Below are 15,657 nucleotides of genomic sequence, written 5' to 3' on the forward strand. Positions count from 1 at the left end.
TCTTCGAAATGTTTTGTAGGCTAAATACCTGGCACCAGGTACTCCTAAAACATTGATCAAGAAGAAATTTCGACCAAATTCATACCAATAAGTATTAATTTAGATAAGAATAAAATGCGATATTCAATTCTTTTTTCAATCTTTGTATCGAATTATTTAACGAGATTGCCCGAAAAAGTACTCCTAAGACAATGGATCAGAGAGACATACGGCAATCTGAAAGAAAGCAGAGAGGAGATTATGAGTTGTAATGGATGTTCATTTAATAATTCAACAACCAGTGCAGGATATGACTGGCTAAGCGATTTGCCGGACACTACAGATAAATCAGACATTGTTGAAGTAAAATTTAAATCTACCCGAAAGGAATATTTTAAAAACCTTGAAAACATACCCGTAAAAAGGGGCGATAAAGTGGTGGTAGCCACGTCGCCGGGGCATGATGTCGGTGAAGTTTCACTAACCGGATATCTGGCTGAAAAACAGTTTAAACTAAAGATAAAAAATCCATCGAGGTACGATCTGAACCCGATCTACAGAAAGGCTACAGAGACCGACCTGGAGAAGCTGGAAGAAGCACGTGCCAGGGAAAAACAAACAATGATACGCGCCCGTCAGGCCGCATCAGAGCTGGGACTTGACATGAAAATCGGGGATGTGGAATTCAGAGGCGACAACAAAAAAGCCATTTTCTACTACATTGCCGAAGGACGTGTTGATTTCAGGGAACTGATCAAAGTTTATGCCCGCGATTTCAGGATTAAAGTCGAAATGAAACAGATTGGAGCCCGACAGGAAGCCGGACTTATTGGTGGAATCGGGTCGTGTGGTCGCGAGTTGTGCTGCTCGAGCTGGCGAACAGATTTCGAAAGCATTTCTTCAGATGCCGCACTTAAACAAGGGCTTTCTCCATCGGCACAAAAAATGGCCGGAGCCTGCGGTAAATTAAAATGCTGTTTGCTGTATGAACTGGATGCCTACGTTGAAGCCGGTAATGAATTCCCAAAAGAATTACTGAACCTGGAACTGGCTGCCGGAATGGCCAAGCCCTTCAAGACCGATTATCTTAAAAAAGAAATTTGGTACACACTGGAAGGCAATATCGGCAATACATTCAACCTGTCGCTAAAACAGGTGAAAGACATTATCCAGAAAAATAAACGGGGTAAGAAACCTGAGATCGATACGTTTGCCAACAAAGTAAAAGAAAGCGACAATCTGGATAGCGCCGTAACCCTGGAAGGCGAACTGGAAAGGTTCGACAAACAGCAAAAGCGCGATAAAAGCATAAAAAACAGGCGCTCGAGTAACCGCGGACGAAAAAACAGACGAAACCGTAATCAGAATAAGGAACAGGTTCAGGCGCAGGGTCAGAGTCAAAACCAGGGAAATAATCCAAACAGTAACAAGAACAGAAAACCCAAATTCAAGGTCGTTAAGAAAAGCGAATAGAGTTATATTTATACGAATAAATACTATGACACCGCGCCTAGGAAGAATAGCTTTCCTGACGCGGTGTTATTTTTTAAAATTCTATCTCACAATTCCCTGAATCGCATAATCCCTGAGATACACAATTACTCACTATTCTTCTCCACCAACTAAAAGAAAAAGTAAAAAATGATGGATTTTCGATAACTTTATGGAAAACCAATCTCGTGTTTAAACTCTTACTAAACCGGAAAATCAATCTGATCGCCTTGATCGTTTTGGTTCACCTTGTGTTTTCGTATTACTATTTTCCACGATATTACAGTTCGGCAATCGGCACTTTCCTTATCTTGTTCCTTTCCTGGCTGGTCTGGAAGAAAGAGGCTTTATTTTGGATTGGACTTCAGCTAAACCGCAAAAAGATATTGCTGACACTTTTGGCATTTGCAGTGTTTCTGGTCGGATCTTATTTCGTCATAAAATTTGTGGCACTAAAAAACGGAATACAGGTATTCCTCGGGAATTATAAAAATTTTGTACATACACTGTTTTATACCTTGAATGAAGAAATCATTTTGGGAGCTTTACTTTTAAAAGGAATAAAAAGCACTTTCAAAAAAAGTCCTGACTGGATGATCTCTGTAGCAGTTGCACTCATTTTTATGCTTATTCACCTGGCATTTTTCAAGTGGATTTTTCACAACAGGGGCGACCTTGCTCTATTTACCTTAATCTCACTTTTTGCTGTTGGCGTGTTCCGAAATAACCTGATTCTGAAAACAGGTCACATTGGGTATTCATGGGCCATCCATTTTGCATGGATTTACATCATGCTGGGCTCACACCATTTCGTAAAAGCGCAAACCTATTATCTGAATGATTTTGAACGTTTTGAGCTATACCTCGGAGATGTGCGAATATCAGCGATTTGTGTTGCGCTGGCAATTTTAAGTTTTATGCACCTGCCAAAAGCTATTTCTTCCTGATCAGTGTCATGCCATCGCGCAAAGGAAGAATCACTTTCTCAACGCGGTGGTCTTTTTTTATCATCTCGTTAAAGGCCAGAATGCCTTTTGTTTGAAAGTCATCGTGCCGGGGCTTATCCAGCACTTTCCCACTCCACAAAGTATTGTCGGCAAGAATATGAGCACCACTTTCCAGGCGGTCGATCAGTAAATTGTAATAATCCGGATATTCCCGCTTGTCGGCATCCATAAACACCAGGTCGAATTTTTCAGAAAGCGTTGGAATGATTTCAAGCGCCGAACCGATTCGTTGATCAACCTTGTCTGAAATCCCGGCCTTTTCGAAGTATTTTCTTGCCAGACTTTCCAACTCGTCGTCCACTTCAATGGTCACCAACTTTCCGCCTTCCTGCAATCCTTTAGCCAGACAAATGGCCGAATAACCGGTATAAGTTCCCAGTTCCAGAATAGTTGTTGGGCGGATCATTTTTGAGATCATCGTAAGTACCTGCCCCTGCAAATTTCCCGAGATCATTCTTGCCCCTAAAACTTTCAGGTGCGTTTCGCGATCGAGTTCAGTCAGGATCGGATCCTCCTCATCAATATGATCCAGGATGTATTTGTCCAGTTTTTTTTCGAGGTTCATCTTCTGAATTCTCCTGAATTTACTTATAAATCAAGGTGCTCATTTGCTTTTTGTCGAGCACTAAGTTAGCGACCTCGAGCACTTGCTCGGCGCTAATATCCTCTATTTTTCTGAAAACCTCCCTAATTGGATCTACCTTATCGTAAAGCAGGTAACTTTTCCCGATAGTCAGCATCATGTCCTCGCGGCTTTCGGTTGAAATTGCAATCTGACCGATCAACTGCTTTTTGGCACGGCTCAATTGCAGACCACCGAGTTTTGTATTCCTTAAAAGATCGAACTCTTTTTGCACCAGGTTAAGTGCTTTATTGAGGTTCTCTTTATCGGTGCCAAAATAAACGTTGAACAAGCCGGTATCGCTATAGGCTGCATAACTCGATTCCACATTGTAAGCCATGCCCCGTCGCTCGCGAAGTGCCAGGTTCAGGCGCGAATTCAGTGCCTGACCTCCAAGAATATTATTCAACAACACCATAACAATGCGCTGCGGATGCTGCACATCGAATGCCGTGTTTCCAATTACACAGTGCGACTGAAACGTATCGCGACGGAAGGTTTTCTGCTGCGGAATGTAGTTCTCGAATTTGGTGCGCTTCTCGGTACGCAATTTTTCTGGAGCCGCTCCAAAATACTTTTCCAGCATTTTAACGAGATTCCCGAAATCGATATTCCCCACCGAACTGATCACCATCTGGTCGGTGTGGTAGTTGTTTTCGATAAAGCGAAAAATTGAATCGCGGGTAAATGCCTGCAACTGTTTTTTGGTTCCAAGAATGTTTCGGGCAATCGGGTGCCCGTCAAAAACCAGTTCCTCAAACTCATCAAAAATCAATTCCGAAGGCGAGTCTTTGTACGAATTGATCTCTTCGTAAATCACCTCCTTCTCCCGTTTCAGTTCCTTTTCGGGATAAACGCTGTGAAAAAGAATATCGCTCAACAACTCGGCGGTGCGGTCGTAATATTCGGTAAGGAAGGTAGCATACAAAACGGTTTCTTCCTTGGTAGTGTATGCATTCAGTTCGCCGCCAACACCTTCAATGCGGCTTAAAATATGAAAAGCCTTTCGTTTCCCGGTTCCTTTAAAAACCGAGTGTTCGATAAAATGGGCCAGCCCGTGTTCCCCGTCGCTTTCGTCGCGCGAACCTGCATTGATCAGCACGCCCAAATGCCCCACCGGCGAGTCGGTGCGCTGATGAATGATGCGGATCCCATTCTTTAATGTATGTATCAGATAATCAGTATCTACCATTATTCCTTAAAGTCAGCCTGCAAAAGTAAAAAAAGAATTTGATTGCCCCATCTGTTCGCTCTTAAAACGATCATTACAGACAAAGTACAACACCCGATGAACAAAAATCGATACAGAAAGTTGATTTTTTCAAATTCAATAAATTTTCTTTGCTGTTTCAAAAAAATGTATACTTTTGCATCACCAAAATAAAGGGGTGCTGCTGATAGCCGATCTTTATGGTGCCATAGCTCAGTTGGTAGAGCAACGGACTGAAAATCCGTGTGTCCCTGGTTCGATTCCAGGTGGCACCACAAAAGGGAGAAACAATGTTTCTCCCTTTTGCTTTTTATATGTCTCATCCTGATTAAGGTTATAACTAAAATTCATTTTGTTTTTACAAAACAAAGCACGGATTACAAATCCGCGCCAACGGGGACAAACATATGTCAGAATTTAATAAGCTATTCGAATCAACGACTCATCGGACAATTTCGTAATGCCTTCGATCATTCTCAGGATATATGGCCATTTGATCGATTACAATACCGGGTTGGTTTACAAATATTCTAAAAGTGAGCTTGCCCGTTTTCTCAACTTCGATGGGACAGGTAACAGGCACAAAATTGCGCAATACATTTTCTTTCCATTCCCTGCTTCTTCCTCTTGTATTTAAGGAAAATTCTTTCTTTTTGGCGTCGTTTACTTCGATCCAAATCTTGTGATCGAAATTATTCGAATGCGTGGGCAAACAACAAACCTCTAGTTGGTACGCACCGGGCTTTTCAATCGGAACTGAATATTCCAGGTAAGGTTTTTCCTCCTGAAACAGATGGTTTTCGAAAGGAAAAAGTGTAACACTTTCGTTGCTGTATCCCAGTTCTTCAATAACGTTCCACCGGTAATTTTCTTCGCCCCCGGCTTGTGAATAATCTTTGGCCTGTATAAATATCGGGATTCTTCGTGGCTGTTGCTGATTTTGAACATCTTCATTTGGTGAGGTAGCATCCAAATGAAAATCAGGCATTGAAAATACCGGCAAATTGCGTGGTTTCATCGACATCATGTATTGCCATTTACCATCGCTTATAGTTTGATTGTATTCGTGGGTGAGTGCACCAATTTCTTCATAAGCTTTTTGCACTTTATTGGCCAATTCTTCTTTCTCAGTTTTATTATTTGAAAGAAACGATTGCTGTGCGAACAAGAATTTCTGATTCATTAAAGCCGCTCCTTTAACCGGATATTCCACCAATTGAAAGAATGCGTCGCGGCGTTCTTTTGAAATGGATGATTTTAGGGCCTCCACTTTTTTTACCAATTCGGTGTAAGCATCCAACCTGCGCTGTGCCTCTTCCGGGCTAAACTCACTCATTTTTGTTCCGGTAGTAGGTTCGGTTTGGCTCCATCCCATGTATTCGGGTTTTCGCAAAAAAGCCAAACGGTAATACTCATCTAAAACACCGGCTATCACACCGGCATTTCCCGGGCCAAACTCCCTGCTACTCCAATCCAGCAAATGCTGTTTAATGGTCGTTTCGGAGATGCTGTTGATGTCCCACGCCAGATCGAGAAAAAATTCCATGTTGTACTCGGCCGGTTTGATATCGCCAACATTGGCAATCCATATTTTTTTTGCCCCGTTTTGGTAAGCCCTTGTCATTTCGTACCAGATCAATCCTGGTTGTGTCGTCGAAAGCCAGAGGTAGTCGTGCGGCCTACCCCAGTAACTTAAATGATAGTACACACCACTACCCCCTTTTCGCTGCTGTTCCAATTGATCGCTGAGCCGCCGGATATAGCCGTAATTGTCATCGGTCCACATTAGTGTTACATCATCAGGAACTTTTAATCCGGCATTATACAGATCGAGCACTTCCTTGTAAAGGGTTAAAACCTGGGGAATTTCTTCAATGGGTTTATCGATGTATTCAAGCAGAATCTGTCGTTGCTCCCCGATAATTTTTTCAAGCAGTTTCACCTTTTCTTCGCGGGTGGCGTTTCCTTCCATTCCGGAGTCGTGAATTCCGCGCATTCCCATGCTTATAATGTTGGCCCCGTTTTTGGTTTCCGCAATTCGTTCGCTCCAGTATTCCTTTACTTTTTCGCTGTTGGTAAAGTAATTAAAATCGCCGTACGCTTCTTTGCTCCATTCATCCACATTGTTCCGGAGCATAGGTTCGGCATGCGAAGTACCGATTGAAATATGGTATTTCTCTGCCATGGCCCGGTTTCCCGGGATGCTGAAAAAGGCCTTTGTGCACGGGTGCATGGCCGGCCATATGGTATTGGCCTTCAGCCGGAGCAGCAACTGAAATATCTTTTCGTAGGTTTTGGGACCAATATCTCCGGTTTCGGGTTCAAATGTTTTTGCCGCCCAGGGTTGCAGCCCCCAGTCTTCATCGTTCAAAAAGATCCCGCGATATTGCACTGAAGGGCTTTCTTCGATTCCGTTTTCCGGCAATCTCAGCAATATTGATTCTTGTTTTTCAGGATGAACATCGGCCCACCATTTCCATGGTGAAATTCCCATTCGCTCAGCTACATCAAATATGCCATAAACCGTACCTCTGATGTCGCTGCCAACGATAAAAAGATTATCCCCGTATTTTTTTACAACGAATTTTTCCCATTCACCCTTCAACTGATTGTTGTAGTTTTCGGGGAGATCGGCTATCAGTTTGCTGTCGAATTTACCGATATAAATTCCTTTATTTTCAAGATGGATTTGATCGGTATAGTCAATTGTGATTTTCGTGTCGAGAATTTCCCCGAGATCTTCAGCCAGATCTTTTGCAGCCCATTTCACCAACTCCGGAGAATCTGCGGAAACATAAAAAGTAGTGTTTGAAGAATTTTTACTGATTATAAAATCATTTGTAGTGCGATTCTGACAAGCTGCCAAAAGAAGTACGGCTATGAATAACAGGTATTTGCTCATTTTCGATTTTATTTTAATCATTCGCGGGGAATTGCAGATCGGTATTCCGCTTTAACAAATCCACACATAACAAGCTCGTATTAAGCCACATTGAAGTCTCCCTACGAATACAACTACCGGCAATTTAACAAAAAATCCTACAACCTTCTGTCAGTATTTTATTTGCTTTTCGCCCAAATCGATGCTGCTTTTTTCAAATAGCTGAGTTACATTGAAATTAGTATCTGTGACAAAATCAACACAAATATAAGTTAGAACGAAAGTTTTCCGTGGCTTTATTTAATGCAATACAATTATTTTATAGCTTTAGCTTTCTTCAAATCAATACTACCAAAATCATGAAAAAAGTGCTGTCTGTTCTGGGTCTAATGTTCCTTGTAATCATCACTGTACAAGCTCAAAATACCTGGTCGTTAAAAGTGAATGTAACGATTTCCGAAAATGTCCTGGATCAGTTTAAGCCTGAAGGCAGGCTTTTTCTGTTCGCAAGTAGCGGGCGTGGACAAAATCCCAGGATGAATACCTGGCCCAACCTATCGAATAAGATTTTTGCAATTAACCTGAACGATTGGAATTCCTCGGAGCCTTTTGTATTCGACGCAAGCAAAGAACTTACCAAATCGGTTGATGTCAACCTGGATGCTCTTCCCGAAGGAACCTACAAAGTGCAGGTACTCTGGGACCAGAACCTTTGGCAGTCGGGTATTAACGAACCCGGCAATCTATTCAGCCAAACGGTCTCACTCGACTTGAATGAAGATACAACGCTTGATGTACAGCTGGAAGAACTAACCGAGGCACCTGAATTTACAGAAACTGAATTTCTTAAGCTGGTGGACATTAAAAGCGATGCCGTTTCGGAATTCTGGGGAAAAGAAATTCGGATAAAAGCAGCAATTGTGCTTCCATCGGGTTATTACAAAAATCCGGATGCCACTTACCCGGTTCGGTACAATATTGCCGGTTATGGTGGACGTTACACCCGGGCCACCCGCATGGTTCTTGAAGGTAGTAAGATGGAGAAATGGTGGATGTCGGATGAAGCGCCGCAGATCATAAATGTTTTCCTCGACGGCTATGGTCCGTTTGGCGACTGCTACCAGATGGATTCCGAAAACAGCGGCCCATACGGCGTTGCACTCACCGAAGAACTGATTCCCTACATCGAAAAAGAATTCCGGGCAGTAGGCACACCCGAATCGCGCTACCTCGACGGCTGTTCAACCGGCGGCTATGTTTCGCTTTCGCTGCAGATTTATTACCCCGATTTTTTTAACGGCTGCTTTTCATACAGCGCCGACGAAGTGGATTTTGAATACTGTCAGCTTATGAATATTTACAAGGACGAAAATGCCTATATCAACGAATATGGTTACCTGCGCCCCATTATGCGCGACGTGAACGGTGAACCAATCGTATCGCAAAAGGATTTTATTTATTTCGAAAATGTGCTTTCGCCGAATGACAGTTATGTAAATTCGGGCGGACAATTTAGTGCGTTCAGTGCTTTGTTTACAACACGCGGAGCCGACGGATTACCCAAAGCTTTGTTCGATCCGGTGAGCGGTAACTTCGACAAAGAAGTGGTTAAGGAATGGGAAAAGCACGATCTGAAACGTTATGTTGAAAACAACTGGGAAACACTGGGCCCTAAACTACAGGAAAAATTATGGATATGGATGGGCGACATGGATAACTTCTACCTGAATCCTCCGATGCGCTCGTTTGACCGAATGTTGAAAGAACAGACCAATCCCGAGTCGGATGCGGTGGTTACTTTTGTGCCCATGATGGGACATTGCCGGGGTTACGATCCAATGGATGTTCTGAATATGATCGCTGAAAAATGGGCGAAAGTTCAGGGAGAATAAATGTGTTTCCCAAATAAACGGGTTTACGTAAGATGTTGAAAAATAACCTTTACCAACTCGTTTTTATTAACCGGTTTGGTAACGTAATCCACAAAGTCAACAATTTCTACATCGAAGCGGCATTCCTCTTTGGGATAAGCCGAAAGTCCGATCACTTTGGCTTTCGGATCGTATTCAAGAATTTTTTGTGTGGCTTCAACACCGTTCATCCCGGGCATTTGAATGTCCATTAAAACAAGGGAGACATTGTTATTTTCTTTAAACAAATCAAAGGCTTCTTTTCCGTTGCAGGCGAAGATCAAATTATCCTGCAATTCTTTTAACTGGTAGGAGAGCAGGCGTTGATTGATCAGGTCATCCTCCGCAATCAGAATTTTCCCGTGCTCAATTTTTGATTTGGGGTGGGTCATACCATCAAATTTTAAAAATGTGTATTCTGTTTTATCTTTTGCATCATAAAGATAAGATATTTATCAATAATAATTCAAGCTCCGGTGTAAACGAATAAATTGCTTAGGTTTACAAAGAATTTTTTTTGACCGAAATAATTAACAAAATGAAGATAGTAGTACTGGACGGACACACTTTAAATCCCGGCGACCTGAGCTGGGAAGGTATAGAAGTTATGGGCGAACTTACGGTTTATGATTATACCGCACCCGAAGATACGATTGAACGTGCGCGGGACGCCGAAATTGTTTATACCAATAAAGTGGTTATCGATGAAGCCGTTATTTCGCAATTACCAAAAATGAAGTTTATTGGTGTATTGGCCACCGGTTATAATGTGGTCGATACGGTTGCCGCCCAAAAAGCCGGTATTGTTGTATGCAATATTCCGGCCTACAGTACGGCATCGGTGGCTCAAATGGTTTTTGCACACATGCTTCATTTTACGCAGCACGTGGCCGTTCATGCCCAGTCGGTTTCGGCTGGCGACTGGTCGAAAAGCAAAGATTTTGCCTACTGGCTGTACCCTCAAACCGAACTGGCCGATAAAACCATGGGCATCATCGGATTCGGTCAAATCGGACAGGCAGTAGCACAAATTGCACTGGCCATGGGCATGAAAGTAATTTTTAATAACCGAAGTAAAAAAGATACTGAGCTGAATGCGCGGCAGGTTGATCTTGATGAGCTGTTAAAAGAAAGTGACTTTGTAAGCGTTAACTGTCCGCTAACCGATGAAAACAAGGAATTCATAAATGCTTCTGTACTTAAAAAAATGAAACCCGGGGCTTTCCTTGTGAACACCGGACGCGGACCACTGATCAACGAACCGGATTTAGCAGCTGCTTTAAATGCGGAACAAATTGCCGGGGCAGGACTGGATGTACTTTCGCTTGAGCCGCCCACACCCGACAATCCGCTCCTTAAAGCAAAAAACTGCTTTATTACACCGCACATTGCCTGGGCAACGCTTGAAGCCCGCCAGCGACTAATGAACATTGCAGGCGAAAATCTTCGAGCATTCCTGAACGGAAATCCGATAAATGTAGTCAGCTGAACCATAAAGCCGGACTTTGCAAAACATAAGATTATCCTTTGATTAGCAGCATACTACACCAATTCGTTAAGAAATTGTAAATCCCTAAAAGTTGTATCAAACTCATGAAACAATTATTCGTTTTGTACGTTTTAGGAGAAGTTTATACAGGGTAATTAGTGGTAATCAAAATCTTGCATATTGTTTTACTGGCATCGGTAAAGTACATCGTTACACTGCCTTATGCCATGATCATCGGACTGGAATACAAATACGCGATTCTTTCTGTGTTAGCCGGTGGTATCGGAGGATTTTTATTTTTCTATTACCTGACCAAGCCCTTGGTGAGGGGGCTGGACTGGTTGCATCCGCGTGCTTGTGCGATGGTACCCAACACTTTTAAGCAGCGTTTCAAAACTTTCTGTCAGCGTAACAAACCAATAAAAAAAGCCCGTCATTTTACCCGGAAAAACCGTTTTATCGTTCGTGTAAAAAAATCGTACGGTTTTTGGGGGATCATTATTGCAACACCCGTAATTCTGACCATCCCCATTGGCGCATTTCTGGCCAACAAATACTACGGAAAACGCAAGCGTATTGTGCCGTACATGATCGTTTCCATCGTTGGCTGGGCAGCCGTTTTATCAGGTATCGTTCATTTGTTTCCCAAGGTATTCTTTTAAGCGCTCGTAATTCGAGGTATCCTGCAACAAGGCTTTATCGGCCTCCGAAAAATCAATTTCTTTACACTGCTCCATATCCACCCATTTCGCGGCTTTGTGATCATTCAGCTGCAGCTCACCGCTTTTTATCGAACAAACAAAAGGAATCAGCCGGATAGTTTTGTGACCGTAATCGCAGATCGCCGGTTTTAGATTTTGCCTGACTTCGACCAATAAATTAAGTTCCTCCTGAATTTCCCTGATGATGCTCTGTTCAGGCGTTTCATGGCTTTTTACTTTCCCTCCCGGGAATTCCCATTTATCAGGATGATCGGAATCATTCCTATTTTGTGCCACCAGAATCTTTTGCCCATCTATTATCAATGCACAGCTCACTTCAATCATGACATAAATTTAAAAACATTGCCCCAATTTTTTAAGTGTGTTTATCTTTGTTTGAAAAATCTGAATGACGGAAAAAGATTTGTTGCAGTTACTGGAATCATGGGACAATTTCGAGCTCATATTAACGGAGCTGGAATCAAACACCGAACATGTACCGGCGTTAATGAAAGTGGCCATTTATAATCAGCATCCCAACAGCTGGCGTGCCATTTACATGGCCGACAAATTGCACGAAAACAATCCGGAGGTCATTCAACCCTATTTAAATGAGATTGTTGAACAGATAAAAACGGAACAACACCACGGTAAAAAACGTCATTTCTTAAAACTGATCAGTCAGAATAATATTGAAGAGCGGTTTTTCGGATTTCTGATGGATTACTGCCTCAATACTTTCACATCGGGAAAAGAGCCTGTTGCTAACCGGGTACATGCCATGCAAATTCTGTATAACATTTCAGAAAATGAGCCGGATTTAAAGCCCGAACTCTTCGAGATCATTCAGCAGGAAATAGAACTGCATCCCACTCCCGGAATTCGGTCGAGAGGGAATAAATTACTCAAAAAACTTCAAAAACAGGTTGGAAATCAATAAGCACTTACGACTGTAATTTATTGATCAACTCCTGTAACTTTTCATCAATTTCCTTGTTCAGCTCATCCTGGTTATAATTTCGGGTGATGATCACCAGGTTGCGCAATTGCGAAATCTGCCGGTTTTGTTCACCCTCGATTGAAGCAGCCAGGTTGGCCGGCAGCGAAGTGTAATAATTCAGCATATCGATGCTGTTCTGAGCCATAACACGAACCACTTCATTGGCCTTATCGAATGCGCCGGCTCGGTAGTACTGTTCTACCGCCGGAAACGAATCATAAGTCAGCGGGATGATCGAATTCGGGAACAATTCAAACAAGCGGTCGATTACTTCGATGGCCTTTTCTTTTTCACCATCTCTGATCAGCGCTTCCGCCAAACGCGCAAACATATAACGCGTTTGCATGATATTGATCTGCTTCCTGTTGTATTCATCCATGTGAATATCAGGATCGTTCACATTTCCCCATACGAATTTGTTCATCACATTATCATACAGAATATCCGTATCAATTCTTCCCGTCATAATTCCCTGCCGTTTGGTTTGAATAGGTACAAAACGATACGCCAGTCCCTCGAACTGCAGCCAGTCGAGGAAATGGATATTGCCCGTGTACACCAGGCTGTGATCGATGTAAATGGGGCGTTCCCAGTTGTTGGCTGCGATCATGTTCAGCACCGCCATTTCACTTTTTCCGATCATGCTTTTATTGATCTTAAAAGTTACGCGGTCAGCAATCTGGTCGGCATCTTCGGGTTTTACGGTTCCGCTTTCTACCGCTTTTTGTTTATCCACCGTAATATGAAATTCTTTTGAAGGCAGGTAATCCATAAGATCACCCGATGTTACTTTCACTTTTGTACGCACATCGTCGCTTCCCAGGAATTCCATCGCCTCACTCAGTTCGACCGATCCTTTTATTCTGTCCTGAAACAACACTGCATCCATTCGGCCCATGTAATACTTATCACGATCAAAAGTAAAAGGTACAGGTGGAGCATCGTTGGTCGTAAATTGCTGTTGGTAGATGTACCAATCCATTCCGAGATAACTCACATTTATAATCTTGATGTCCGGACGCACTCCCTCTACTTCCTGTACATACCACAGCGGGAAAGTATCATTATCGCCATAGGTAAAAAGGATGGCGTTGGGAGCACAGGATTCGAGGTAATTCTTTGCGTAATCGCGAGTCATGTATCGTCCCGATCGATCGTGATCATGCCAGTTTTCAGCAGCCAGAATTCCGGGAACTAATCCCAGCGAAATAACAGTGACTATAACAGCTCCGGGAGATCCTTTCACCACCTTTTTCACTGCCGAATGTAAGGCCAGAACGCCCAGCCCAATCCAGATGGCAAAAGCATAAAACGATCCCGCGTAAGCATAATCGCGTTCGCGTGGCTGGAATGGATACTGATTGAGATAAACGACAATGGCAATTCCGGTTAGCACAAAAAGCAACATAGTAACCGTAAATGTCTCTTTTCCTTTTCTCCCCTGATTGTATTGATAGAACATGCCCAGCAAACCAAAAATCAGCGGAAGGAAATAATAGGTATTCCGGCTGGCATCGTTTTTCATAAAATCGGGCAGGTCAGCTGTCGACCCGACTTTAGAACGGTCGAATGCTTCGATTCCACTGATCCAGTTTCCTTTATCAAACTCGCCGTGCCCCTGAATATCATTCTGTCGGCCAACGAAATTCCACATAAAATAACGCATGTACATATGTCCTAACTGGTAGGAAAAGAAGAAGCGCAGGTTTTCGCCAAAAGTAGGTTTTTGCAAGGTTTTAACTTCGCCGCGTTCGCGCACGCGCACGGGTGTTCCTTTTACCTTTCCCCACTCCTTGTATGCCCTGATATGATTGGCATTATCGCTGTACATGCGCGGAAATACAGTTTCCATTTTTGGTTCATATTCCGATTTGCCCGGCATGGTTCCGGTCATTTTGTATTCTCCGTCTACTTTATTGTATTGATCTTTTGGATTACTGGTCCCAATACGCGGAGCATTATAATATGGGCCGTAAGCCAATGGGCGGTCGCCATATTGTTCGCGGTTAATGTAACGCAGCAAGGCAAAAGCATTATCGGGGTAGTTTTGGTTCATCGGCGGATTGGCCGATGCCCTAATTAGAATTAAAGCAAACGATGAATATCCTATAAGAATAACAATAAGCATCGTAATTGCATTGTTCCAAAGCACCAGGTTTCGCTGACGTGTGTAACGGATACCCCAAACGGCACCGGCTATAACAAGTGCCGCTAAAAACAAGATACCTGAGTTAAACGGCAATCCAAAACCATTCACAAAAACACGGTCGAATAAAAAGGCAATTTTGGCAACACCCGGGATAATTCCATATTGAATGCCGAGTAGAATTCCCATGGAAACTACAAGTGCCCAAATCACTCCTTTCCAGGAGAAATCATATTTTTTGAAGTAATATACCAGACCGATTGCCGGAATCGCCAGTAGGTTCAGGAGGTGAACTCCAATCGAGAGCCCGACAAGATAGGCAATGAGCACCAGCCAGCGGTTCGCATTTTTTTCGTGGGCCACGTTTTCCCATTTCAAAATGGCCCAAAAAACGAGTGCAGTAAAAAACGACGACAGGGCATATACTTCGCCCTCAACGGCTGAAAACCAAAATGAATCGGTAAAAGAAAAGGCCAATGCCCCAACAAGACCACTACCCCATACTGCGATCTGCTCGCCCAAAGACAATTTTTCCTCGGGAAATAATTTATAAGCCAGGTGCACGATCGTCCAGTAAAGAATCATTATTGTACCTGCGCTGGCCAACGCCGACATAGTGTTTACCATAACAGCAGCTCGTTCGGGGCCGCCACCTAGCAGCGTGAATATCCGGCCAAGAATGATAAAAGTAGGAGCACCCGGAGGATGACCCACTTCCAACTTGAAAGCACTGGTTATAAACTCACCACAATCCCACCAGCTTACCGTGGGCTCGAGGGTTAAAAAATAAGTTACGGCAGCTATCACGAATACGATCCAACCAAGAATTCTGTTGACCAGTTTTGTATTTTGCATGTCTTGTTTTTATGAACAAGAGCAAAGATAAAATTTTCATGTGATTATAATTAGCTCTTTACAATTGTATCCCTTCGAACGCGGACTTTTATCAAAATTTCCTGATCTATGCGTTCACAAATACTTTGGTAGATCTACTACAGAGTACATTCTTTAATTCAGACTGACCTCAATTTACGAAAAGCAATATTTCCTTAAATGTTCAAAATTTAACACACCCGATTCAATTGCATTTCTGATGAAATCGAAGCCACTTACGGGCAGTATCTTAGTCCTGCAGAACATTTAATCCTGCGGGTTACGATGAAGCGATTTCACTATAAGTCAAAGATTTACATCGGCTTTTTTTTGATACTATTTTGGTTT

General features: G+C 42.8%; 12 protein-coding genes and 1 tRNA gene. 7 read left to right on the plus strand and 6 right to left on the minus strand.

Features of this window, described 5'->3' with window-relative positions:
- Nucleotides 1-114 precede the first annotated feature (114 nt).
- The gene (locus WFY05_RS03540) at nt 115-1,452 is read left to right on the plus strand and encodes a PSP1 domain-containing protein (protein WP_340111345.1); all 1,338 of its coding nucleotides are present in this window, start codon (nt 115-117) and stop codon (nt 1,450-1,452) included.
- Between the two features lie 206 nt (nt 1,453-1,658).
- The gene (locus tag WFY05_RS03545; protein ID WP_340111346.1) at nt 1,659-2,417 is read left to right on the plus strand and encodes a CPBP family glutamic-type intramembrane protease; all 759 of its coding nucleotides are present in this window, start codon (nt 1,659-1,661) and stop codon (nt 2,415-2,417) included.
- On the opposite strand, the gene WFY05_RS03550 is transcribed toward WFY05_RS03545, so the two are convergent.
- Both WFY05_RS03550 and WFY05_RS03555 read right to left on the minus strand, forming a co-directional pair.
- Nucleotides 2,404-3,042, minus strand: coding sequence for an O-methyltransferase (locus tag WFY05_RS03550; RefSeq protein ID WP_340111347.1), 639 nt, complete (start codon nt 3,040-3,042; stop codon nt 2,404-2,406). The two genes, WFY05_RS03545 and WFY05_RS03550, sit on opposite strands and share 14 nt — an antisense overlap.
- Nucleotides 3,043-3,061: 19 nt before the next feature.
- Nucleotides 3,062-4,291: a M16 family metallopeptidase gene (locus tag WFY05_RS03555; protein WP_340111348.1), complete on the minus strand. Its 1,230-nt coding sequence runs from the start codon at nt 4,289-4,291 to the stop codon at nt 3,062-3,064.
- A 220-nt stretch (nt 4,292-4,511) separates the two neighbouring features.
- Here WFY05_RS03555 and WFY05_RS03560 point away from each other — a divergent pair.
- A tRNA-Phe gene (locus WFY05_RS03560) sits at nt 4,512-4,584 on the plus strand.
- A 167-nt stretch (nt 4,585-4,751) separates the two neighbouring features.
- Here WFY05_RS03560 and WFY05_RS03565 read toward each other — a convergent pair.
- Nucleotides 4,752-7,232 carry a glycosyl hydrolase 115 family protein gene (locus WFY05_RS03565; RefSeq protein ID WP_340111349.1) on the minus strand — a complete coding sequence of 827 codons (2,481 nt, stop codon included), beginning with the start codon at nt 7,230-7,232 and terminating at the stop codon, nt 4,752-4,754.
- A gap of 317 nt (nt 7,233-7,549) precedes the next feature.
- Here WFY05_RS03565 and WFY05_RS03570 point away from each other — a divergent pair, with 317 nt between their 5' ends.
- On the plus strand, nt 7,550-9,082 hold the full coding sequence (locus WFY05_RS03570; protein WP_340111350.1) for an alpha/beta hydrolase-fold protein: 1,533 nt from the start codon (nt 7,550-7,552) through the stop codon (nt 9,080-9,082).
- A gap of 23 nt (nt 9,083-9,105) precedes the next feature.
- On the opposite strand, the gene WFY05_RS03575 is transcribed toward WFY05_RS03570, so the two are convergent.
- Nucleotides 9,106-9,492: a response regulator gene (locus WFY05_RS03575; protein ID WP_340111351.1), complete on the minus strand. Its 387-nt coding sequence runs from the start codon at nt 9,490-9,492 to the stop codon at nt 9,106-9,108.
- Between the two features lie 146 nt (nt 9,493-9,638).
- On the opposite strand from WFY05_RS03575, the gene WFY05_RS03580 reads away from it, so the two are divergent.
- Together WFY05_RS03580 and WFY05_RS03585 are read left to right on the plus strand one after the other, a co-directional pair.
- Complete coding sequence (locus tag WFY05_RS03580; RefSeq protein WP_340111352.1) at nt 9,639-10,589, plus strand: D-2-hydroxyacid dehydrogenase; 951 nt, start codon at nt 9,639-9,641, stop codon at nt 10,587-10,589.
- A 173-nt stretch (nt 10,590-10,762) separates the two neighbouring features.
- The gene (locus WFY05_RS03585) at nt 10,763-11,251 is read left to right on the plus strand and encodes a hypothetical protein (RefSeq protein ID WP_340111353.1); all 489 of its coding nucleotides are present in this window, start codon (nt 10,763-10,765) and stop codon (nt 11,249-11,251) included.
- Here WFY05_RS03585 and WFY05_RS03590 read toward each other — a convergent pair.
- Complete coding sequence (locus WFY05_RS03590) at nt 11,213-11,635, minus strand: (deoxy)nucleoside triphosphate pyrophosphohydrolase (RefSeq protein ID WP_340111354.1); 423 nt, start codon at nt 11,633-11,635, stop codon at nt 11,213-11,215. The two genes, WFY05_RS03585 and WFY05_RS03590, sit on opposite strands and share 39 nt — an antisense overlap.
- Before the next feature lie 64 nt (nt 11,636-11,699).
- Between WFY05_RS03590 and WFY05_RS03595 the strand changes: the two genes are divergently transcribed.
- Nucleotides 11,700-12,230 (plus strand): HEAT-like fold family protein, encoded by a 531-nt coding sequence (locus WFY05_RS03595; RefSeq protein ID WP_340111355.1) that lies wholly within the window; start codon nt 11,700-11,702, stop codon nt 12,228-12,230.
- Nucleotides 12,231-12,234: 4 nt separating this feature from the next.
- Here the strand turns inward: WFY05_RS03595 and WFY05_RS03600 are convergent, their stop codons facing one another.
- Nucleotides 12,235-15,291 (minus strand): protein O-mannosyl-transferase family, encoded by a 3,057-nt coding sequence (locus WFY05_RS03600; protein ID WP_340111356.1) that lies wholly within the window; start codon nt 15,289-15,291, stop codon nt 12,235-12,237.
- Nucleotides 15,292-15,657: the final 366 nt, after the last annotated feature.

The sequence above is a fragment of the Maribellus mangrovi genome, assembly GCF_037646455.1.
GTDB classification, from domain to species: domain Bacteria; phylum Bacteroidota; class Bacteroidia; order Bacteroidales; family Prolixibacteraceae; genus Draconibacterium; species Draconibacterium mangrovi_A.

What these genes read in the sequence shown, in the direction of transcription:
- WFY05_RS03540 (WP_340111345.1), top strand. Translation starts at nt 115, where the DNA reads ATGCGATATTCAATTCTTTTTTCAATCTTTGTATCGAATTATTTAACG.
- WFY05_RS03550 (WP_340111347.1), bottom strand. Translation starts at nt 3,042, where the DNA reads ATGAACCTCGAAAAAAAACTGGACAAATACATCCTGGATCATATTGAT.
- WFY05_RS03555 (WP_340111348.1), bottom strand. Translation starts at nt 4,291, where the DNA reads ATGGTAGATACTGATTATCTGATACATACATTAAAGAATGGGATCCGC.
- WFY05_RS03565 (WP_340111349.1), bottom strand. Translation starts at nt 7,232, where the DNA reads ATGATTAAAATAAAATCGAAAATGAGCAAATACCTGTTATTCATAGCC.
- WFY05_RS03570 (WP_340111350.1), top strand. Translation starts at nt 7,550, where the DNA reads ATGAAAAAAGTGCTGTCTGTTCTGGGTCTAATGTTCCTTGTAATCATC.
- WFY05_RS03575 (WP_340111351.1), bottom strand. Translation starts at nt 9,492, where the DNA reads ATGACCCACCCCAAATCAAAAATTGAGCACGGGAAAATTCTGATTGCG.
- WFY05_RS03580 (WP_340111352.1), top strand. Translation starts at nt 9,639, where the DNA reads ATGAAGATAGTAGTACTGGACGGACACACTTTAAATCCCGGCGACCTG.
- WFY05_RS03590 (WP_340111354.1), bottom strand. Translation starts at nt 11,635, where the DNA reads ATGATTGAAGTGAGCTGTGCATTGATAATAGATGGGCAAAAGATTCTG.
- WFY05_RS03595 (WP_340111355.1), top strand. Translation starts at nt 11,700, where the DNA reads ATGACGGAAAAAGATTTGTTGCAGTTACTGGAATCATGGGACAATTTC.
- WFY05_RS03600 (WP_340111356.1), bottom strand. Translation starts at nt 15,291, where the DNA reads ATGCAAAATACAAAACTGGTCAACAGAATTCTTGGTTGGATCGTATTC.